This is a genomic window from Xenorhabdus sp. PB61.4 (assembly GCF_963894935.1).
Classification (GTDB): domain Bacteria; phylum Pseudomonadota; class Gammaproteobacteria; order Enterobacterales; family Enterobacteriaceae; genus Xenorhabdus; species Xenorhabdus stockiae.
Genome location: NZ_CAWQJR010000151.1, coordinates 16639 through 38063 on the forward strand (window position 1 = coordinate 16639; position 21425 = coordinate 38063).

Annotated in this window: 27 protein-coding genes; 12 read left to right on the plus strand and 15 right to left on the minus strand. The window is 46.5% G+C overall.

Annotation, left to right across the window (positions count from 1 at the left end; genetic code table 11):
• The 14 genes from AACX68_RS08990 to AACX68_RS09055 form a co-directional block, all read right to left on the minus strand.
• Positions 1 to 492 (minus strand): structural cement protein Gp24, encoded by a 492-nt coding sequence (locus tag AACX68_RS08990; RefSeq protein WP_228857884.1) that lies wholly within the window; start codon positions 490 to 492, stop codon positions 1 to 3.
• A gap of 4 nt (positions 493 to 496) precedes the next feature.
• Positions 497 to 1705: a DUF2213 domain-containing protein gene (locus AACX68_RS08995; RefSeq protein ID WP_228857885.1), complete on the minus strand. Its 1209-nt coding sequence runs from the start codon at positions 1703 to 1705 to the stop codon at positions 497 to 499.
• A 2-nt stretch (positions 1706 to 1707) separates the two neighbouring features.
• Complete coding sequence (locus AACX68_RS09000) at positions 1708 to 2313, minus strand: phage head morphogenesis protein (protein ID WP_339389314.1); 606 nt, start codon at positions 2311 to 2313, stop codon at positions 1708 to 1710.
• Positions 2306 to 3988 (minus strand): DUF1073 domain-containing protein, encoded by a 1683-nt coding sequence (locus AACX68_RS09005; RefSeq protein ID WP_339389315.1) that lies wholly within the window; start codon positions 3986 to 3988, stop codon positions 2306 to 2308. The genes AACX68_RS09000 and AACX68_RS09005 overlap by 8 nt, the downstream gene beginning before the upstream one ends.
• Complete coding sequence (locus AACX68_RS09010; protein WP_228857887.1) at positions 3988 to 5607, minus strand: TerL protein; 1620 nt, start codon at positions 5605 to 5607, stop codon at positions 3988 to 3990. Before AACX68_RS09010 ends, AACX68_RS09005 begins: the two co-directional genes overlap by 1 nt.
• A 2-nt stretch (positions 5608 to 5609) precedes the next feature.
• On the minus strand, positions 5610 to 6176 hold the full coding sequence (locus AACX68_RS09015; RefSeq protein WP_228857888.1) for a terminase small subunit: 567 nt from the start codon (positions 6174 to 6176) through the stop codon (positions 5610 to 5612).
• On the minus strand, positions 6161 to 6412 hold the full coding sequence (locus AACX68_RS09020) for a hypothetical protein (RefSeq protein WP_228857889.1): 252 nt from the start codon (positions 6410 to 6412) through the stop codon (positions 6161 to 6163). Before AACX68_RS09020 ends, AACX68_RS09015 begins: the two co-directional genes overlap by 16 nt.
• 64 nt (positions 6413 to 6476) lie before the next feature.
• Complete coding sequence (locus AACX68_RS09025; protein ID WP_228857890.1) at positions 6477 to 6848, minus strand: Gp49 family protein; 372 nt, start codon at positions 6846 to 6848, stop codon at positions 6477 to 6479.
• Positions 6845 to 7306, minus strand: coding sequence for a lysis protein (locus tag AACX68_RS09030; RefSeq protein WP_228857891.1), 462 nt, complete (start codon positions 7304 to 7306; stop codon positions 6845 to 6847). Before AACX68_RS09030 ends, AACX68_RS09025 begins: the two co-directional genes overlap by 4 nt.
• Complete coding sequence (locus AACX68_RS09035; protein WP_228857892.1) at positions 7303 to 7842, minus strand: lysozyme; 540 nt, start codon at positions 7840 to 7842, stop codon at positions 7303 to 7305. The genes AACX68_RS09030 and AACX68_RS09035 overlap by 4 nt, the downstream gene beginning before the upstream one ends.
• Positions 7823 to 8008: a phage holin family protein gene (locus tag AACX68_RS09040; RefSeq protein WP_228857893.1), complete on the minus strand. Its 186-nt coding sequence runs from the start codon at positions 8006 to 8008 to the stop codon at positions 7823 to 7825. The genes AACX68_RS09035 and AACX68_RS09040 overlap by 20 nt, the downstream gene beginning before the upstream one ends.
• Before the next feature lie 525 nt (positions 8009 to 8533).
• Positions 8534 to 8899 (minus strand): antiterminator Q family protein, encoded by a 366-nt coding sequence (locus AACX68_RS09045; protein WP_228857894.1) that lies wholly within the window; start codon positions 8897 to 8899, stop codon positions 8534 to 8536.
• Positions 8900 to 9298: 399 nt separating this feature from the next.
• Complete coding sequence (locus AACX68_RS09050) at positions 9299 to 11563, minus strand: DUF5906 domain-containing protein (protein WP_228857895.1); 2265 nt, start codon at positions 11561 to 11563, stop codon at positions 9299 to 9301.
• Between the two features lie 11 nt (positions 11564 to 11574).
• Positions 11575 to 11775 (minus strand): helix-turn-helix domain-containing protein, encoded by a 201-nt coding sequence (locus AACX68_RS09055; RefSeq protein ID WP_228857896.1) that lies wholly within the window; start codon positions 11773 to 11775, stop codon positions 11575 to 11577.
• A 143-nt stretch (positions 11776 to 11918) separates the two neighbouring features.
• Here AACX68_RS09055 and AACX68_RS09060 point away from each other — a divergent pair, with 143 nt between their 5' ends.
• From AACX68_RS09060 to AACX68_RS09110, 11 genes are all read left to right on the plus strand, one after another.
• The gene (locus AACX68_RS09060; protein ID WP_228857897.1) at positions 11919 to 12590 is read left to right on the plus strand and encodes a S24 family peptidase; all 672 of its coding nucleotides are present in this window, start codon (positions 11919 to 11921) and stop codon (positions 12588 to 12590) included.
• Positions 12591 to 13206: 616 nt separating this feature from the next.
• Positions 13207 to 13455, plus strand: coding sequence for a hypothetical protein (locus AACX68_RS09065; protein ID WP_228857898.1), 249 nt, complete (start codon positions 13207 to 13209; stop codon positions 13453 to 13455).
• A 302-nt stretch (positions 13456 to 13757) separates the two neighbouring features.
• Positions 13758 to 13952 carry a hypothetical protein gene (locus AACX68_RS09070; protein ID WP_228857899.1) on the plus strand — a complete coding sequence of 65 codons (195 nt, stop codon included), beginning with the start codon at positions 13758 to 13760 and terminating at the stop codon, positions 13950 to 13952.
• A 93-nt stretch (positions 13953 to 14045) separates the two neighbouring features.
• A complete protein-coding gene (locus AACX68_RS09075) occupies positions 14046 to 14255 on the plus strand; it encodes a hypothetical protein (RefSeq protein ID WP_228857900.1) in 210 nt (69 codons plus the stop codon).
• Positions 14255 to 14443 (plus strand): hypothetical protein, encoded by a 189-nt coding sequence (locus AACX68_RS09080; RefSeq protein WP_228857901.1) that lies wholly within the window; start codon positions 14255 to 14257, stop codon positions 14441 to 14443. Before AACX68_RS09075 ends, AACX68_RS09080 begins: the two co-directional genes overlap by 1 nt.
• Before the next feature lie 12 nt (positions 14444 to 14455).
• Positions 14456 to 14860: a hypothetical protein gene (locus AACX68_RS09085; protein ID WP_228857902.1), complete on the plus strand. Its 405-nt coding sequence runs from the start codon at positions 14456 to 14458 to the stop codon at positions 14858 to 14860.
• A 125-nt stretch (positions 14861 to 14985) separates the two neighbouring features.
• Positions 14986 to 15117: a hypothetical protein gene (locus AACX68_RS09090; protein WP_339389316.1), complete on the plus strand. Its 132-nt coding sequence runs from the start codon at positions 14986 to 14988 to the stop codon at positions 15115 to 15117.
• A 16-nt stretch (positions 15118 to 15133) separates the two neighbouring features.
• Positions 15134 to 15952 carry a hypothetical protein gene (locus AACX68_RS09095; RefSeq protein ID WP_228857903.1) on the plus strand — a complete coding sequence of 273 codons (819 nt, stop codon included), beginning with the start codon at positions 15134 to 15136 and terminating at the stop codon, positions 15950 to 15952.
• A 2-nt stretch (positions 15953 to 15954) separates the two neighbouring features.
• A complete protein-coding gene (locus tag AACX68_RS09100; RefSeq protein ID WP_228857904.1) occupies positions 15955 to 17259 on the plus strand; it encodes a DUF2800 domain-containing protein in 1305 nt (434 codons plus the stop codon).
• Between the two features lie 20 nt (positions 17260 to 17279).
• Positions 17280 to 17831 carry a DUF2815 family protein gene (locus tag AACX68_RS09105; protein ID WP_228857905.1) on the plus strand — a complete coding sequence of 184 codons (552 nt, stop codon included), beginning with the start codon at positions 17280 to 17282 and terminating at the stop codon, positions 17829 to 17831.
• Between the two features lie 53 nt (positions 17832 to 17884).
• Entirely contained in the window at positions 17885 to 18511 is a 627-nt protein-coding gene (locus tag AACX68_RS09110) for an Nmad5 family putative nucleotide modification protein (protein ID WP_228857906.1), read from the plus strand.
• A gap of 46 nt (positions 18512 to 18557) precedes the next feature.
• On the opposite strand, the gene AACX68_RS09115 is transcribed toward AACX68_RS09110, so the two are convergent.
• Positions 18558 to 19328, minus strand: coding sequence for a hypothetical protein (locus AACX68_RS09115; RefSeq protein ID WP_228857907.1), 771 nt, complete (start codon positions 19326 to 19328; stop codon positions 18558 to 18560).
• Positions 19329 to 19358: 30 nt separating this feature from the next.
• Between AACX68_RS09115 and AACX68_RS09120 the strand changes: the two genes are divergently transcribed.
• Positions 19359 to 21425 (plus strand): DNA polymerase, encoded by a 2067-nt coding sequence (locus tag AACX68_RS09120; protein WP_228857908.1) that lies wholly within the window; start codon positions 19359 to 19361, stop codon positions 21423 to 21425.

A 21425-nucleotide genomic window follows, 5' to 3' on the forward strand; every position in this document is an offset into this window, starting at 1 on the left:
TTAAATCTTGTAAGAAATTTCAACATTACCCTGAGCGTCACCCGCACCGGTAAACTGCGCATTCGGCAGTAAGACTGTTTCACCGTCTATCGCCGTATTCAGGAAGCTACCTAACGGACTGGTTTCCGTCGGTTTACCCACGCGCACATAAATTGCCTGGCCTTTTCTGATGCTGGACGCATCGCCGTCGAGTTTCACGGTCATGTATCCGCGCTTCAGGTTATCCCCGGTCAGATTATTATCAGTGCCAATAATATGTGCCCTGTCCGGCATACTGGTAGTCGGATAGGGACGCACATAAATACCCTGAATGTTGTCAGCCGTATCGCCTGCACTCAGTGGGACGAAGTAATCACCGTCGTACTTTCCTACCAGACCATAAGCCGGAAACAAATCCGTTGCTTTCAGTAGCACCGGTTCAACGGTCATATCCTGTAGACGTGAGATAGCCCCGGCAATGCCCATCGGCATCCGCTTTAAATATGCTGTCATAGTGTTATTTACTCCTGTTTGCCCAGAATTCGGCGTTGGCTTTGTTCAGGTCGGCAATGGTATTGCCCGAAGATTTCTTATGGGATGAATCGCCCGTCGCTTTGGTATTGCGTGTTTTTGCCAGTTCAGCGACGGCATTAAAGGCCATATCAACGATATGTTTGGGCAGCTTTTTAATTTCCGCATCACCGACAATAGTCCGTACCATCGCCTGATCTGCACTTACCAGTACCCGACGTTTAAAGGCAGTCAGTTTAGACGGTTTCGACAAATCCACACCTGGTACAATCAGTTCAGCTTTATAAGCCGAATCGCCCGTAATGTTCTCTTCCTTCTCTTCTTTTTCGTCATCGTCCCCGGTTGGTTCCTTTTTCTCAGGGTCAGTATTGTTATCGCCCGTTTTACCTTCCAGCGCATCCAGTCGGGACAAAATTGCCTGTGCCCATGCCGGAACATCTTCATCCCCTGTTGGCATTTCCGGGTCTTTTTGAGGCAGTGGCTGTTGCGGACTGATATTGATGTTAATCGCTTTGGGTATTTCCCCCGTCCCTTCATCGCCGGTGACAGACTCAGGCGCACTGTTTAGCGCCTCTTCCATCGCCGCAGAATCTTTGGTTTTATGCGCCCGTTTCAGGCGCTGATACCATTTCTGTATATTTGTAGACATACTATCTCCAATTGAACAACGTGGACCGGCGCGGGCATCTTGAACCAGCGCCACATGATTACCTGTAATTTGATATTGCTCGGCTTTGCCTGCTGCTGTCTGCCGGTATTCCGCATCATAGCCACATGACACTTCATCAAAACCGGCATCAATAGCCGCTATTGCATCGGTATCTTTGACAATGAGATCAGCCAGCATCAGATCGGATTGTTCCCCTTCGCCCCGCCTGACGTTCTGAACATGCCCGTGCGCCAAATCCCGCCAATTATCGGGATCAACAAAGATAATGTTGCCGTCGGTATCTTCGGGATGTTTTATCGTGACAGTCATTCCTTCGAAAGAAGCAATTGTGGCCTCGCTGAACACTTCTTCAGGAGAACGTTCAACCACAATCTCGCCGTCATCATCAGGCTCAAGGTTAGTCAGCTCAAAATCGGCATAAAGCTGTGTACCTGTTCGGGCAATCGGCACGTCTTTACACAACAGGGAACCGTCCGACAGTTGATAACGGGTGTTACCAATACGAGTCGTAAAGAAATATTTCATGTTTAATCTTCCGGAATAATGACCTCACAGTAACAACGGCAATTAGGAATGGTACCCGCATGGCCTGTCAGCCCGTCTAAGGTGGGCGGTCTGGCCCAGTCAACAAATTCCCCTTCCATTTCTTTATGGGAGTGCCTGACATCACCATCATCCGCGGTGCGCCAGATATAACCCGTCGAGCCGACAGACAGTGCCCGCGCCTGCGTCAATGCAGTCTGTGCCCTGCCCAGTTCAGTACGCGCAATCAGTTTCGCCCGTGATAATGCCACTTCGCCCGTATTGGCTATCTCCTGCGCAAAGGGTTCATGCCGACCGCCCGTTACCACGGCTTCAATGGCTTTGTTGTGGATGTCATACACCCTATCCGCCGCCTCGATAGGTAGCGATTTGATGTACTTGATTTGTTCTTCCACAATTGAGCGCATTACCTGACCGACGGGGGCATTGTCCACCAGATAGCGCAGTTCCTGACTGATAAGCTGGCTACGTTGCCGCCACTCTTTTTCGTTATGGCGGTTGATGTCCAATGCGAAGCGCTGGGCCACACGTTGCGCCCATGGCGTGATTATCTCGCTGTAGCTGTCCAGTGCCGCCATGATTTCAGTCACCGAATCGTTGGAACCATCGTAGGATTTTCTTACTATTTCCCCGACGACTTGCGCTATCTTTTGTAGACTGGTTCGATACTGCGTTTCTGCCTGACGGGAGTTTTTCGGACGTGTTTTCTTCCGTCTGCGCGACAAAGCCATTTCCTACACTCCCCATGATGCGTTCAGCCTCTGATTGTGCCATTCGGTACGATGACATCAACATTTGAATACCGGTATCGCGGGGTAAGGTGCCCGCAGCGACGGAGCTGACAATTTCAACCATGCTTGATATTTGCGCACCATTCAGGTCGGTATTACCTGTACTCTCTGCATTTGCAGACTGTAGATGTGGGTTATCCAACTCACCCGAAAGCGGTGGTGCGCCATCATCGGCATTGTTGATATCCTCATCGGCTATTGAGCCGCCAATGCCCGTTACGTCCGCCATTTCACGCAGATCATTCATCGCCGCTTTCAGGTTCATCATGCCGCCATCCAGCGCCCCGTTCAGGGCATTGACGGTATTCACGGCAATCGTGGAGCGGTCAAGGTCGGACATTTGCCACAATGGGTTGAACTCGAAAGTAAAATCGTCCGGCAAGGGCTGCCCGAACTCAGAACGGTGCATAATATCCAGCAAACGCCGGATAGGTTGGCGTAACCTGCGCTCCTGTTGGGTGCCGATATTGTCGTAATAGTTGGCAAGGTCAGCATCGCCAGTAGAAAAACCCTGTGGCGACTGACCAAACAACCGTACCAGCGGAATACCCACCGCCCCTGATATCTGCTCGGCAAACTGGGCAAGCACGTTATCCAGACCACTGAACGAATATTGATGAGTTTCAAACACATCGTTTTTATCCATCAGCGTCATACCTTCATTACTCTGGAACTGACGGATCATATCGACATGTTTCAGTAGCCCATCCAGCCGCTCCCCACCCATTGCAATGATTTCACGCAATTTGTCGATACTATAAGTGCGAAGATGCGCCTTATACACCAACTGCGCTGCGCCTGTAGTAGCACTGTCAAAGGCAGTGAGCCGGTCGAAGATACGTTCAACAATCGACATGCCCCACTCATTTTCGGTCTGTGCCTGTTGGTATGGCAGGGTGACGCCATCAAACCTGATCAGGCGGCTGTGGTGAATCCGCCATTCAGGAATTCCCCTACCTGTGCTGGTCACCTGATAGAACTCAGGCTTACCTAAATCCTTACCAATTTCTTTAATCCGGCGGTTTAAATCGGGGTCTACCTGCCAGCGGTCAAGTGGTAATATCCCTTTGAATTTACCGTTGCCAATGGTTTCAGGCCGTAGCGGAGTGAAAGGGGCTTGTCCTTCAATCAGGATCAGGCCCAACGCCCCACCATAGAGCCGTGACCATTTGATGATATTGTTCAGGTTTTCCCACAGCTCCAGCTCGTCAAACAACGATTCCAGCACGCCCCGGGCTTTCGGGTCTATTTCAGACGTAATACGAAAACCCTTGCGGGTCATATCATCTGCGACAGAATCCACTGCCGCGCCGATAATCCATGACGAACGATACGCATTCTCTATCAGCGTCCGGTTACGGCTTGTCCAGTTCGGGCGGTATGTCGAGGCGGCATGTAGGTTCGGCGTTTGCATTCCTACACGGGCCATCATATTCTCGTAACTGTCGGCGGTAGGGTGTATTTTTTTCGCCATTAGTAACCTCGTCCTAGCATTTTCCAGATTTCCATTGAGACATCCATCGGGGCGTAAAGGATCATGGTGGCATCAGCCAGGTTGGGGGACTTCGTTCCTTCCGGTTTTTTGTCCACCACGATTTTTCCCACCCCATTCACGGAATAGGTCGGCTGTGATAATTCCATGATGATTTTGTCTTTCAGTGGCATATCGCCCGAAAGTGATATCAGTTCATCAGGATCATAGAAATGGCCCTCAGACACTGCCCGGTGGGTTTTCTGGAATCGGGTACGCAATGCCCACCAGCCCTGCGCTTTGGCATTGGCGAAAAAATCCTTATTCAACCGCGCCACACTGAATGCATCACCCGGCACCGCTTCGCCTTCAGGGTCAAACACCGCACCACTGCCACGGAAAGGCGTAGCAGTAAGAGTATTTAACCGGAGTAACTTACGTTGCTCGTTGATAATACGGGTATCACCCCGCACACCCGCACCCAGTCCATCACTGTCGAACCGGAAAGAGTCCAGACCAAGCTGATCACACCAGCCGAAGACTTTTTCAACCGAACCGAAAATATCACTGCCCTTGCCTGACCATTCTTTGTTGCCCTGCATCAGGAAGCCATGCCGCCAGGCAAAGGCGTTTTTATCCTTGCCTTCATCGGCAACGTCCATCGCACCCATGCGAATACCGGTGGGATTAATTCCCAGCTTAATATGCGCATCTATCGCAGACTGTACCCATTCAGACGGAATAAGAATGCCTTCCACGGAAGCCTGATAGTTGATATCGACTTCCTGCGCCAGTGTGACCGGATCCAGTTTCTCTTTCTGCTTGGCGTACCATTCATCATCTTTACGCGGGTCATCCCGCCAGTGGAAAGTAAATACCTCAATGTTGCCACTGTGCCGACGTTGAGCGAATGAGTTTGCCATGCCGTTCGGTGTCGAGACATCCTGTCGGCAGTTGGTGGTGGCGGACAATGACGCATCCACCAGCTCTGGTCGCTCAAGGAAGGCGGCTTCGTCCACAAAATAGAACGATGCTCGGTCACCACGCCCAATACCGTCACCCGCTTCACCGGTCATCACCGAATCGGTATCCGGAAAGAGAATACGCATATGAGGAGCATGCTTGCGGATGTCCCATGTCCCGCGGAATTCAGCTGGTAACAGATTGATAAAGTTCCGTGCTTTATCAAACAATGATTTAGGCGAGCCGAGTTTGTCCACGTACTCTTCTTTGCGTGAGCCAAATCCCGCCGCTACGCCCCGATTGAAGAGACAAATTGAACAGGCCGTCGCCACGGTCAGCCAGCTGATGCCCATATCACGGGTTTTCTCTGTGATACCCGGCTCTTGGGTACGCCAGCATTCCATAAACCACTCGATCCACTCTTCCTGACGCGGAAACAGGATAAAGGGGATACGAGCAGGCAAACCGCGCTCCACGTTACGCGGGTCTACCGTCATGCCCCAATCAATAATAAATTGCCCCGGGTTATCTCGGTAAAACGACCGCATCGCCGGTAACAGAGTGGGCGTCTGGCGAATGCGCTGTAACCGCTCCATTCGCCATTCGAATACCACGTTGTAATCGGGCTTGCGAAAATCAAACGGAAACGGAACAGGCATCATCACCTCATCATTTTCTTATAGGCAGCCTCTGCCTGTTCAGGAGTCAGATTAGCCACTTCGATTGGCCCGTCATTCGTCCCCGTGAGTTCATTCTTCACGTTTTCACGGAATGCCTGTACTGAGACATGTTTGCCCAGTAGTTCGAGGTTCTTGACCTTATCCGGCCATTTGATTTTTTTGAGAATGCCAACGATATCACGCTCATCACCCCGGCCTTCGAACATCTCCGCCAGATTGAACCCGCTTAGATACCGGCGCCATGATTCCGGCCATTGGCTTAATGGCTTGATGCTCAGGTCTTCTTCCAGAATGTCAGCCACATCCATCTGATCGATTTCAACGAGGCGCATCAGTACGTAGTTGGCATCGATGCTCAGTTGCCGGTTGCGCGCTTCTTTCAGCGCATCAATGCGCTCAATGATGTAGGGCTTCTGCATCTGCTGATACCCAATCTCACTGGCGCGATTTTTACTGTATCCGGCTCTGATTGCGGCCTGCGTAACGTTTAAATCGACCAGATATTCTTGGCAAAAAAGCTTTTGTTTTTCCGTCATTTTTCTGGCCATTTAGTTTCTCCTTCATTCGGTTGTTCACACCGATACTTCATTTGAATTTCTATCGCTTCTTGGAAAGTAGCGTCACGCCACTTGACAGATAGTGTGTCTTTATCACTGAACCGTATCTGATACCGGCGCATTTTTACTTCAATCTGAACAATCGGAGCGCCCGTTAATTTGCTTGGGCGGAATCGGAAACGCCCTGTTAATCCAATCTCTACATTGTGATATGGGGGGATAGACATTAGCGTAAACACTCCGTTTTGATGTAATCCTGCAATCCCAAGATCATTTGTTCTGGGGTGAGACTTATTTTGCGTCATACAGCTTTTGTTTGAGTAAATAGCCTTCCAGTGACCAAATCTTATTAACTGCATTCTGGCGGGCAATCTTACGACCAATTTCTGCGTCGAAGTTTTCAGGGCTAGCACAAGCTGATTCACCAGTAACAGTAAAACCGTTTTTCAACGTAATCACACAAAAAGTAAGCGTTTTTGCACTTTCTAGCGCTTCAATAGGCGCATACACTGCATCTGGATTTTCTTTAGCTGAAGCAGAGAATCCATCGTAACCAGTGAAATACATTTCATAAGTAATAATCTCTTCAATGTGCTGCGGCGTAATACGCGGTGCAGTTAAACCTTTTTCTTGGATTTCTTTTTCAATTTGTTGATCATTCATTTTGTCACCTTATGACATTCAGCATTAACGTAATCCTGCAATCCCAAGATCATTTGCTCAGAGGTTGCAATGCGTTCTCTGAGTAACCAATAATTTCTGACAGCGGAGTCTGTAGGTCGGGCAGTGGTTGCATCATCCATGCCGGAGGTGGGAGTGGTTTTAGACACGGGGCACTTGGCCTTGATGTACACCCGCTCAGGATGAGCAAGAGAAGCAGTGTGCAGCCTGTCAATTTCAGTCTTGGCATTGGCGAGTTCCTGAGTGTGTTTGGTGTCTAATTCATGCAGCATGTCAATGTGCGTGTTCTGATAGTTAATTCGGTCGGTCAATTGCTGGATTTCGGTGAGCTGGTCGTTATTGATACCGAGCTGTTTCTTGTAGCCAGAGCGATAAAGGTAAGCCGCACCGGAAGCAACAAGCAGCGCAATAACCACGCCGTAGGTAAAATTGAGCTTCATTCATCCAGCCCCCAGCACGTTAGTTCTGATTCCTGAGCACGCCGCTCTACCTGACCGTAACAGCCCTTGGCTTGACCTTTGGTCTGCCTGCAATCCCTGCCACCGTCAAATATCCAGCGCTTAATTTCCGTACATGCGCCTTGCCTGTCCCCCGCGTTTAACTTCCGGTAGAACGTGGACGAGAAGCATTTACCTGGGCCGATGTTGTACGGGCAGAAACTGGCAATACCGGCTATTTGTGGTTCGGTCAACGGCACCTTGATATTGCTTCTGACCCAAGCGATGGCCTGTTCTGCTTCTTTGGCGTTGAGGTCACGGCATTGGCTCTCAGACAGTCGCATGCCCTGCCGAACGGGAGCGCCCTCAATTCGGGTAACACCTCGGCAAATAGTCCAGATGCCGCCTGCATCCCGATACGCCGATAAACGGTTGCCTTCTTTCTCGTCCAGAAACTGAGAGAGAATTGCTGTCGCACCTGCACCGGTTAGCACCAGACCCATGACCGCAGCCGTGAGTTTAGTCTTCGTCTTTGCCATTTCGGGTGTGTTCCTTGTGCTTGTAGTACCAGTTCAAGGCAAAAGTGCCGACTGTGCAGATGATGCCAATGATGATTGCCCAGTCGTTCAGGGATAACGCACCGAGCATCGCAGTAAGTGCGCCCCATCCATAGGCGGTGGGGCTTGAGTATTTGTCCATACGCATATTTCCACCCCACTGACGGAGTGACCATTAGAAGTGTTGATATGAAAAAGCCCTCAGAGTTGAGGGCTGTAGATACATTGCTTGTAGTATGTGATTGGCTGACCGCCCATCCCAGTTAGCGTCTTATTACACCCCCATGTAGCGAGATTTTAACGTTTATGGACGGTCAGCCAATGGCATAGATAATTTGTTAAAAAAGGGGCCTATTTAACATAATGGTTCTTAGGCGAACCTGCGATTTCCAACTCAATCAAAATGTCACCTCAAAGGGCTAAAAGTTACTATCTTCTCGCCCGAAACAGCCTCTTTTTCGATATAACATTTTGTTAACAAATCACCACTATTGCAGTTCAGGCAAATCCTGTTGCCTAGGTGCTGTTTCCATCAGTTTTCTGTTTTCGGGCAAAAAAGAAAGGCGCCCAATGTTAGGCGCCTTTGCTCTGGATATAAAAACCACTCCTAGCACAATAGCACATGTTTTGCGCAGCGCACTAATGATTTAAGTCTGTTTGCTTATTTTTTAACCTATAAATCCATATCTAATTGAATATCAAGCATATCTAGGCAGCCCGCGATAAACGACTCTGCCACTTGCATTTTCTGGCGTACCAAACTCTCAGATACGCACATGTCGCGGGCTATCTCACGCTTTGAGCGCCCGTACATGTAATGCTGCTGGATATATTCCAGCTCTTCCTCGCGTCTGTGAGCCTGTAGCCGTCCAACACACAAGTCTATGACCAGCCCATCCGCATCTGAGCAAGTCGGTCTGTTATCGCCGCTGGCAGGCAACAAGCCACTAAACCCAGCGGCAACAGGCGACCAGCTAACGTCTGTGGCGTTACTAGACCACCCACCCCAGCGAACCAAAACCTGTTGAATATCGCGCATAGAATTTTATCCTGTAGTTTGTTGTACTCAAAAATTATTTCTCTGGAAACTGTCTCGCTTACTTGCCGTTGTGCTTAATAACGTGGTTAAAGCCAAGCCCAATGGCCTCTTGTGTCACCTTTAATGCCTTCGGGTTGCAGATAGGTTGCACGTAAATCGGTATCTGCAACCCCATCAAACCCGTGTGTTTTCTGGTTATTCACGTTTTAGGTTGTAGGTTGCAGTTGTTTAAAACATATATATACGTGAAATACGTATATAGGTGTGTATGTACTACTCTCTCGCGTATATATGTTATTTATATCTGCAACCTGCAACCTTTTGCAACTAACCATTTGTTTAATAATAATTTTAAAGGGTTGCAGTTCTCTTTTTATCTGCAACCTATCTGCAACCTTTTTACAGTTCAGTTAGTAATTTTTCGCAATTTTCCAACTCAGTGCGAATTTCATCGTTACTCTTGAGCTTACGATTTTTTACTATTATCCAAGGGCGTTCTGTTTTGCCATTAAACTTAATAGCCCCAGCCTGCCCCAGTCCCTTACTTCGCAAAATGCCACTTACTCGTTTTGGATTGATATCCGCATCGAGACCGAGTTCAGCAACGATATAACTGACTATTTGTTGATAAGTCATAGCGGCAACCGGAGGATCTGCCAATAAATCGAACAACACCTTATCGGCATCTGTCCGGCTACTATCAATCATCAATTGCCGTTCTTCGGTCTCTGGGGCGCGCTGCCAGTCAAACGCATCTAAGTTGATGCTCATCAAGTACCAGTAAACCTGTGCAATAAACTCAGGATCTTTCAGCGCCAGATATAACTGCTTGAAGTAATTATCATCCTGTAAAAAGTCAGGGCCACCGAACACGGCAATACGGCGATCTTCTTCAGGTAAATAAATTGCGTCGATATGGTTAGAGAAAAACAAAAAGCTGGTGAAGATATCCATAGTCATCTTCTTACCGTATTTGTTATTGACCTCGAACCGAGGTTCAGTCAGCAAATCACGCAACTGATCGTTAACTGAAAAACGTTTCTCGATGTTCTCTTTCACCTCATCGACCGTACACAGCAACGAATGATAGAGATAATCGTGATATTGGTTCTTACAGATCACATCCATCTTTGCGCGGGTACAATTCCAAGAGCCTAATAACAGCTCCATTAACTGAATAACCCACCCACGCCCCGTACCATGAAGTACAGAGATATGAAGCACAGTGATAGGGCAACGGCGATCCGGGCGCTGCACCATCCACGCAAGACGGGCGATAAAGAACAGACGTTGAGTCTTGTTAGGTATCAGGTATTCCATATGCTTAAGGAAAATGTTTTCTGCTTTGGCAAAACTGGTTACTTTTTGATGTTCGGGTAGATAGAACTCATTAACCTCAAGCCAGTTATCCAATCCTTTAATTAGTCGTCCTTTGCCGGGGTGGTATCCGGTACCTTCTGCAACCAGTTTTTTAGGGTGTTCTATCCAACGTCGAGTCGCGGGTATAGGCTGACCTTTTCCAACAGCAGGAAACTGATAAGGTGCCATCAGGTTTTTAAAGGATTTCATATCCATAATGCTACGGTGCGGAGGCCGCGAAAGGTCGTAAACCTGATCCCCTTTCACAACATAGATAAACCGCTCCAGAAAATGGCTCGTCATATCGGTATCGATACCGGCGAATTCAGGCTTATCCTCTTCCTGCTCAGTCAAATCATCAAAATCATCCATCCCAAAGCCAACAGCGATATTGAAATCGCCATCATCACGATGAGCGCACGACGCATGCTGACATTTATAATGACCAAGCTGAAAACCAGATGTACCCGCAGGGAAATAGGTAGTACTGGTAACGTCGCTCTCGATACTGTGACCATCCGCAAACGGGCATTTGATATGCCGCTCACCATTCCTGCCCACTGACAAGGTCCAGCCGTTCTCGTCCAGATAGTCGGCGGTCTCATCAGTGGCATTAGGTGTAACTATGCTGCGGTCACGTACTTTACCGGCAGCACCTGCTTCAGTAGAACCGGCAACAGGCAGGTATTCCGCCAATGCAGACCACAGCATTTCTAGTTGTTCAGGGGTTATTTCAAGCGGATCACTGGGTAAACCACCATCCCATTGAATACGTGCACCGCTGGGATGTGTGCCCGCTGCCACAAATTGCTGACCGTCGGCCAGCATCTCAATAATACCTAAATCACCCTCCAGACGATGGATACGCTTACGGTACTCGCCCTCGACAGACAGCAGGTATAAGCACTTATTGGAATTATTACGGTAACGGCGCGGGGGCAGCTTACCGAACATTTTGGTTAATAGTGCTTGGATTTGAGCCTGTACTTCCTCCTCTTCACTGTCACAATCCAAAGCAATATCACCCAAACCAGTACGTATACAAGCACCGTAGTCTGGTTCTTTCGCCCATGTGGTAATATCAGAATCAGAGGCTTTTTTCTCTGTCCATCTGGGAATACCGACCACTTGCCGTGCCGGGTTGTAACGACTCGGTGTCTTACCAATGCTTTTCAATGATGAAGTGGGGGAAACTTGGGCATCAGGATTACATACGACAGGCAATAGTTTCTCAGTAAAGCCGCGTATCAGATCAAGATGGAACCATTCATCAGGCGTCGCCCCCCAGTGTGTTTGTTCTGACATATGGGTACGCCTTATTTTTTATTATTGCTCACAAACTCGGTGTAAAAACGTTCAATAGCTCTAACGGTAGATAAACGGGGATCGTTTCTCTCATCCATAAAAATACGACTTAAAGAAGACTGACTAACCCCCGTCAGATCAGCCAGTTGTGCCTGAGTGAAGCCCGCTTCACTTAATTCTCTAACCATTTTATGGGGTGAAATATTGTTCATAGATTAAAATCCTCTAAGTTGGTGTATTATTCAGAATACCCAAAATTGAATTAAATTCAATCTGAAATTTAATTTTAAAAAAAGTTAGAATATGTAAATATCCATAAATGGCTTGATTGAAAAATAATCGAAAGGCTAAAAGAATGTCGTCACTCACCGATATGTTAATCAAAAACATTAAGTATCTAATGTATAAGCACGGTATTGGCAGCTTCACTGAGCTTGCTAAGCGCTTGAAAATGCCACAATCAACTATGCACCGAATATCAGTAGGTGAAATAAAAGACCCTAAATACTTAATGTTGAAGCAAATAGCTGATTTTTTCGGGGTTTCCACTATTGATTTGATTGAATGTGATTTGCAAAGCGCCCAACCAACAACAGTCGTTGAGGTGGATGGGGAATATTACCCACACACATTCTCTCTAATTCCAGTCCGGGATGATGTAGTTATCAACGATGACAATAGCGAAACAACACATGACACATCTGAAACTACCCGGTATCTCCGCTGGCCTTCTTATGATCACGATGCTTATGCAGTAAAGTGTAAAGCGGCATCCATGACACCACGCATCAAAGAAGGAGAATTTGTTGTTGTCGAACCGAACCGTGAGGTTACCCCCGGAGATGAAGTTCTAATCATTACTACGGGTGGCAACGCCACCGTAAAAACTTTTATATTTGAAAGGGATGGGAATTACCATCTGATACCAGTCAACGAAGACCACGCCCCTATTCGCCTTTCTAAAAATACAGTTGAAACTCTTCACTATGTCGCTGGCATAGCAAAACCCGACCTAATAAAGCATTAATTAAATATAAATCAATGATATGCAAAAGGCCGCATTTAGCGGCCTTTCTTTTTATAAATATTAATTAAAATTTGGGTTGACATTCATACTTGAATTAACCTATAAATTAATTATTGAATTTTTTAAGCAAAAATAGAATTAACACCCGCTCTTTAACAATTTAGAAAGTCGGAACAGCACACTACCTACTGTTTAGACCCCTACGCACTAAGTGCGATGTACCACCGGACGCGATCCGGTCGGTGGGATGGTTAGCCCCGCACGAGAGTGAGCACGGGCGCGAACGGGTAAATCTGGCAGTAGGGGTGTGCGAGCGCAAAACTTAACCAAGAGGAGGATTTATGTAAACCAAAGCGGATAGACCGCAAGCGTAATGCTTTGATGATGCGGTAGTGACGCATCCCTGAGTAACCAAATGGTTAGCCTGTGTAGCGACGGGTCAAGGTTCATAGATTACAAATAGCTCCGATAAGCAGCAAGAAAAGCCAATCTTGCGTCGGTTATGGCTGAAAGAAGGCACTCAAGGGCATGAGCGCGACCACTGCGAGAGTGTGGTAACTGACCACAGACCATTCACTGAGTGTTCTATGGTGAGCTAATTACAGGGGAAATTTCTATGAACGAGAAAGATTACTGGCTGGAAAATATGCTTGATGGTTTCTTTGCTCAAGAGCGGAAGAAAGAACGCGAAAACTTCTGGAACAACCGTCAACCCAAACAACGTAAGACCAAACAGGAACGCGACACTGTTAACGCATTAACCAGCTTTATTACGACAGTTAACGGCGCTCCATCTAAAAAATTAGTTTCAACCAAAACCAAGTCCCGCCGTCTGGAATCGGGAAATGTTACTGCGAGGGTGTAAGTATGAATCAATCTCAAATGAAATTTGCGTTGTCATGTGCAAAAGACGATAAAGAAAAATACGATTATTATCGCAGTGAGTTAAATGTTTGTCGAAATAACCCTGTTTTACGTAGGCGTACTATTGAAATTTGCTTGATGTATCGTAGGCATTATCGCTCATGGCTTAATGATATTCCTTTATATCTACGTAACAACTATGGTTGCATTTAACTAACTCCAGCCCATTTCCGAGTGGGCTGTGGTGAGTGACTCTGATATATTCATGGATTCGACAATGGGATTCATGAGGGAATATGATATATGATGGATGTAAATCCAATAGTATTTTATACAGCTATATTTCTAGGAATGTCATACCAACTTAGCTTTATTTTTGTTCCGACAGGGTTACTTTTTGGTTTTCTAGCACTTAAAGTATTTAAAAAAATATTCGTCAAAATATTATTTTCAATAATGGCAGCAGGGTTATTAATCCCACCAATATTGGGGCATTAATATTTTTGTCTATTTATATAATGTATCCCAATCATTAAGTCACCAGCCTCGCAAATGCGGGGCTTTTTATTACCTGAATATAGGAAAATGATAATGACAATAGCAGAACTAATTGAATTATTAAAAACACGTATTGGTAGTGGATGGGAAACACATAAATTGGAAGTTCCTGACGAATTTAATGGTGGCTGGCTAACTGTTGAACCTGAAAATATCGTTATCAATTCCGATAGTAAATTTATCCAATTAGATTGTTGGATGAGTTATCCAGATGAAGACGCTATGTCTTTGGAGGATAGATAATGAACCTATTAAAACACACTGTAAAAAAAGTGTTATCAGAACCCGTTCAAGCTGTAAACCACGATAAGCCTTATTGGTATATAGAAGTGCGTGTCAGTTGTTACGGGGTTGAAAGGTCAGAGGTATTGTCTTTCCCAAATAAAGAAGAGTGCGAAAAAGTAAAAGTTGGTTACGAATATCTTGCTTAGGAAAAAATAACAATGTCTAAATATATACACGCTGATTTACTTACCCAATACGCGCAAATATCGCAAACAGACAATGCCCCGTGGGCACATTTCCAATATCGCGAATATAACGATGAAGAATGGTCTGATTGTACTGGGCCTGTTCAATTTTGGTTTGACCATGAATATCGGTTAAAACCAAAGACAATAAAAATCGGGGATATAGAAATACCGGAGCCAGCGAGAAATCCACCGGAATATGGAACTAAATATTATCAGGTAGTTATAAATTGCAATGGGCAAATGGATATTCTTTTTTATCTTTGGAAAAACTCTATCATTGATAATGCTAAGTTAGAAAATGGCTTAATTCACTTCGCCCCAAAAGCTGCCGAACTCCATGCAAAAGCCTTAATTTCACTAACCGCTAAAAAATAACACTACCTTAAAGGGCGTACTCCTTACGCCCATATCAAAAAGCACATCTTTTCCTTTAGCTACCACACCCGCCCGCTTATTTCAGTGGGTGTGCTTTTTGATATGAACAAAGAGGAGCTTGTGGCATGAAAACAAAAGTCATTCCCGTTGATAAGTATCCAATAAATAACACCGTTCGCCGCCTGCGCTGGCTACGGAAATGTGAAGAACTTAAGCGCAACCCTACTACCCAATTCCCGATTACGTTGTATTCATAATAAGAAGGCTAGGAAAATGAGCTTAGAAACGTCTTTAGATAAAAATAATGAGCTGTTAGAGCGGAAAACCGCACTGTTGGAGCAGCAAAACGAGCTGATGGCACAGTTTATCTCAGCATTGGTAGTCTTAAAATCAAACATGCCGGCTGAAAACGATGATCAGTCTATCGTGGTAACCGTCGAACAACCCACCAAACCGAAAAAATCCAGTGTTAAAAAAGCTGTAGATAACACACCTGTTGATATCGAAACATTGGATTTAGAGACCCTCTGTGCCGTTGCTGTGTTGTTCAAAAACGATGCTTATAACCTCACCACCGATAAACTGGCTCAGGCCCGCGCTGTTATCGAGGGTGTGGGTGAAGCAGAACGCAATGGACAGGTAGACGCCTTAGACTGTGCGCTACAGGGCTTGCAGGAGCTAAAAGCCCTCACCAAAACCCGTATTTTAGACCTGTGTCTGGAAATGGTGGAAAACTGGGACGACATCCCCGGTATCACTGAACGTCGTGAATTCGCCTTGGCATTGTTGGATGAAGGTAAGCCCATTACCGATATTGCAGACTCTGAGCCTGAGCCAGCAGAGGCAGAGGCAGAGGCAGAGGCAGAGGCAGAGCCAGAGCCAGAGCCAGAGCCAGAGCCAGAGCCAGAGCCAGATTATGAAGCACAGTTCACTCAGGCAGAAGAACATATTTTGAGGCTAGCTAAAGGTGGATACCGTAACGAAGCAGTCGCGATCTTTAAGAAATTCGGCGGGGCTATAAAGCTGGGCCAAGTGCCTAAAGAAAACCTTGCCGAAGTAATTCGACTGGCTCAAGCAGCATGGGAGGGCTAAACATGCCGGAGGTACATGCGAAGCTATCACCCTCGTCCGCGCACCGATGGCTACACTGCCACGGTAGTCTGGCGATGGAAGCCGGTATGCCGGATAGCCGCTCCCCGTTTGCACTTGAGGGTACAGCGGCACACACCCTCGCTGAACTGGTGCTGAATAATCGCCAGAACCCGAAAACACTGGCGGGTAAGCCTTTCACGATGGGACAAGACACGACCGAGTATATCGGTCAGCATGTCTTGCTCAAGCCCGATACGCCGAAAGTCGATGAAGAGATGGCCGAAGCCGTCGGGCAATACGTTAGCACCGTCTGGAATCTGGCTCAGGAAGGCCATGAGTTGATGATTGAACAGCGTGTCGATTTTTCAGATGTGATTGGCGTCGAAAAGTCGTTCGGTACTGCCGATGCTATCATCATTAATGGCCCTGAACTACAAATTCACGACCTGAAGTACGGTAAAGGTGTGCGGGTTTACGCCGAAGAGAACGAGCAGTTGATGCTGTATGCGCTGGGCGCACTCGATCAGTTCGACATGCTGTACGATTTTGAGACCGTGCGTCTGTTCATCCACCAGCCACGGCTGAACCATGTTTCAGAATGGTCGGTCAGTGTTGATGACTTACGGCAATTTGGCGAACGGGCCAAAGAAGCCGCAGCATTAGTCATTGTCACCTTTAATATCGCCCAGTGTGAAGGCGTGGAAACCTTACCCGCCGACTCATTCACTCCGGGCGAAAAACAGTGCCGGTTCTGTAAGGCCAAAGCCACATGCAACGCATCCGCCAACCATGTAAGAAACATAGTCTTAGATGACTTTGACGACCTGACTCAACCATTAGCACCTCAGTTACAGGCTGCGGCTGAAAAAGTGACCACCTACGACCACCAGACACTGGCCGATAAATATATGCAGGTCGATTATATCGAAAACTGGTGTAAGGCCGTGAGAGCACAAGTCAGTACGGAGCTGAATGCAGGCCACACTATCCCCGGCTTTAAACTGGTCGAGGGTAAGTTAGGTAACCGTTCTTGGGGCATGGAGTCTGAGGCGGAGGCCATGCTGAAATCGTTCAAGCTCAAGCAAGACCAGATGTACACCAAGAAGCTGATAACCCCACCACAAGCGGAAAAGGTACTCAAAAAAGCGTACCCGAAAAGGTGGGCCAAACTGGAAGCACTCATCACCCGACCTGACGGTAAACCGACTGTCGTACCGGAATCAGATCCCCGTCCAGCACTGGACATCAACCCGATAAACGATTTTGACGACGTATCTGACGATGCGCTCGTTTCTGATCTCATCTAATCAATAAAAAAGGCAAAAACATGAAAGTTAAATTATCTAACGTGCGTCTGGCATTCCCTGAATTATTTGAAGCGACCCAAGTGAACGGGCAAGGCGATTATAAGTACCGTTCGGCGTTCCTGATAGATAAATCACGTAAAGAACTTATCGCTGAAATCGAAGCCGCAATTTTAAAAGTGGCTACCGAGAAATGGGGTGCTAAAGCCGAGGGTATTATCAAAAGTATCCGTGGTAATAATATGCGCTTTAATTTCCGTGATGGTGACGATAAGTCTGATTACGATGGTTATGCAGGCTGTATGTATATTTCCGCCAGTAATAAAGCCCGCCCACTGGTGGTTGACCGTGACCGTACACCACTGACTGCTCAGGATGGTCGCCCGTATTCCGGCTGCTATGTCAACGCAACTATCAATATTTTCGCCTACGACAATAACGGCAAAGGTATCTCGGCTTCGCTGGGCGGGGTTCAGTTCTTCCGTGATGGTGACGCATTCACTGGTGGTGGTGTTGCCAGCATTGACGAGTTCGACGACCTGAGCGAAGGCGCAGAGGCGGAAGAATTAATTTAATCAGATTAATTGCCCCGTTAATTATACGGGGCTTTTCTCAGGATAAAAAAACCATGACACAGAAAACATTAACTAAAGATATAAAAAATGAAATTGTTAAAAATGCGCTGACAAAAGCCGGTATTTTCGAAAAAAAAGAACAACTTTATAAAGACCGTGCAGACTGGGCTGAAAAAGTCAGAATAGATGCCATCGGCGGTGAAAATATGGAACAGGGCATACAAGATATTATGTCCGAAATGAAAAAACTGGCTGACAAAATACCAGAGGCATTACGAACAGGTTTAAATAATATTCGAGAGTCATATTACATTCAAATCAATTTAGCGGGTAGTCGTGTTACTGCATATTTTAATGGCGATCGAAAACGACACACAGGAAGAAGTTATGTGTATAAAATAACACCCGACGATATCACGCTATTAGCCGATAATCCGTTGGTTAATGAATTCTATGAACTGGAAAAACGTCATGAAGAATTAAATAACCAGCGGGAAGATATCACCAATAATGTCGAAGCGGCGCTATCAAAAGTGCGTACTGTGAAACGTTTATTAGCCGAATGGCCGGAAGCCGCCGAGATATTGCCTAAAGATACGGCGAAAGCTCCTCCTGTTCCCGCCGTTCGCCGTGAGGCACTTAACGAGATGATTGGATTACCATCAGAGAGTGTTAGCTGAAAATATAGCCCCTTAAATACGGAGGGGCTATAATAAAAATAGAGTCTTATTCTGGTTCATTCATATAACGAAGAATCTCAGCGGAGAGATGGGGGTCTAATTCCATAATATTTTTAAATAAATCTAGTATTTTACCACATGCTAAAGCTGGCTGCTTAGCTAGCTCTTGCGGGTCTTCAGTATAATAATAATCACCATATTTTTCGACTAACTTATTATTGATGATTGAGATTGCACCTTCAATTTGTTCAACAGGTAACCTATCAACTTTATCACGGCGAGCTACTGAATCTGCGATGCTATTCAAATAGTATTTATCGTATGCCATTCCTTTAGTATCATCTTTTAATTTAAACGCATCAATCTCCCCGAGCACTCCAGGATACGTTATATTGAAACACTGAACGCCAGTAGGATCAGTCTTTAATAAAATGTCAAAGACTCTAACCATATGGCTACCATATTTGTTTACCGCTTCATCAGAAGCAGAATTTAATAAACGACCTAGATTGGCATCAAACCATGCGCTAACAAATCCCAAAACTTTCAATATAGATTCATTTTGAATCGCCTTATCCTCTTTATAAGGCATTAATTGTATTTCTTTATACACACTCTCAAATGCTTCTGGATCAATTTTATTCAATGCATCAAACATTGGATATGATTGTAATACTTTTTCCCGTGTTGGGATATTCTTGTCAGTTACATTCCCAGCGAAAATATTTCCTGATATGAAACAATAAAGCAAGAAAACCACAACAATAACAGTAATCACTAATTTTTTAAAATCGACAAAATCTTTCAAACGCCCCATGTATTCCTCACCAATTTAAAATTAACGACTATGAATAATACTATTCTCTGGCTCGACCTCGAAACCTATAGTGAGACACCGATTAAAAATGGTACTCATATTTACGCCGAACATGCCGAAATTATGTTATTTGCGTGGGCGATAAACAATAACCCTGTTCAGGTATGGGATATAACAAGCAATATTTCCATGCCAGCCGAATTACGTAAAACCTTAATTGACCCGAACGTTATTTTATTCGCCCATAACAGCCACTTTGACCGGACTGTTTTACGTCATTACATGCCGAAACTGTATCTGGATATTTCCCGTTGGCGTGACACGATGGTACAGGCATTAACACACGGCTTACCCGGTGCATTAGGTGCGTTATGTGAAGTATTGAGCATTCCGGCGGATAAGGCGAAAGATAAAGAAGGCAAGGCATTAATCCAATTATTCTGTAAGCCCCGCCCGAAAAACTCCGCACTTCGCCGTGCCACCAGCAAAACGCATCCTGAAGAATGGCGGCGTTTTGTGGCTTACGCGGGGTTGGATATTGAGGCCATGCGCGAAGTACATAAGCGCCTGCCTAAATGGAATTATCAGGGCACTGAGTTAGCCCTCTGGCACCGTGACCAGCAAATTAATGATCGTGGTGTGTGTATGGATATTGAGTTAGCTAAATCTGCCGTTGAAGCCGTCGAGCAGGAACAAAAGCGGCTGGCGAAACGCACACAGAAGCTGACCGATGGCGATGTACAGGCAGCAACTCAGCGTGATGCCATGTTACGACATATCACCTCAGCCTTTGGTATTGAACTGCCCGATATGCAAAAAAGTACATTGGAGCGACGGATTGCCGATCCCGATATCCCATTGGCTTTGCGAGAACTACTATCTATCCGGTTACAAGCCAGTACCACCAGCACCAGTAAGTACAAGGCCTTGATGAACGGGATTAGTGCTGATAACCGGTTACGTGGCACTTTACAGTTTTGTGGTGCATCACGTACCGGGCGTTGGGCGGGTCGTTTATTCCAGCCGCAAAATTTACCCAGAGCCACCTTAAATCAGGACACGATTGACGCCGGTATTGAGGCACTCAAAGCCGACTGTGCTGACCTTCTGTACGATAACATCATGGAGCTGACCAGCTCAGCGATACGCGGAGTTATCATCGCACCGAACGATAAAAAACTGGTCATTACTGACCTGTCCAATATCGAGGGGCGAATGCTTGCGTGGCTGGCAGGTGAAGACTGGAAGTTAAAAGCGTTCAGCGAGTATGACAACGGCACTGGTCCAGACCTCTATAAACTGGCTTATGCCCGAGCATTCAACATTAAGCCAGAAGACGTTACCAAAGACCAAAGGCAGATCGGTAAAGTAATGGAACTCGGTTTAGGATACGGTGGCGGGGTTGCCGCTTTCGTCACATTCGCCCTGACCTATGCCCTTGACCTAGAAGAATTGGCTACTGCCGCACTGCCAAATATTCCGGTAAAAGTTCAGCGGGATGCAATGAGTTGGTATAAAAAGTCAGTCGAACAGAACCAGACCTACGGCTTAAGTGAAAGAGTCTTTATTACCTGCGACTCACTCAAACGCATGTGGCGTAATGCCCACATTGCTACCGTGCCGTTCTGGTATGAACTGGAAGAAGCCGTCAGACGGGCAATCAGTTCACCCAGTGTTACTATCCCCTGCCGTAAACTGCGAGTCCGCCGCGATGGTGCGTGGCTCCGTGTGGTTTTACCATCCGGACGCGCAGTGTGTTATCCCTCGCCCCGTCTCGATGATGGGCAGATCAGTTATATGGGCACTAACCCGTACAGCCGTAAATGGCAACGGCTCAAGACCTACGGCGGAAAGCTGGTGGAAAATATCACTCAGGCAGCAGCCCGAGACATATTATCCGGCAATATGCCACGTATCGAGGCCGCCGGTTATGACATTGTACTAACCGTACACGATGAAATTATCAGTGAGGCTCCCGATACACCGGAGTTCTCACCTGAACATCTCAGTACCCTACTTGCAACAAATCCCGACTGGGCACCGGATCTACCCCTGAGTGCTGGCGGTTTTGAGGCATACAGATATCGTAAGGATTAA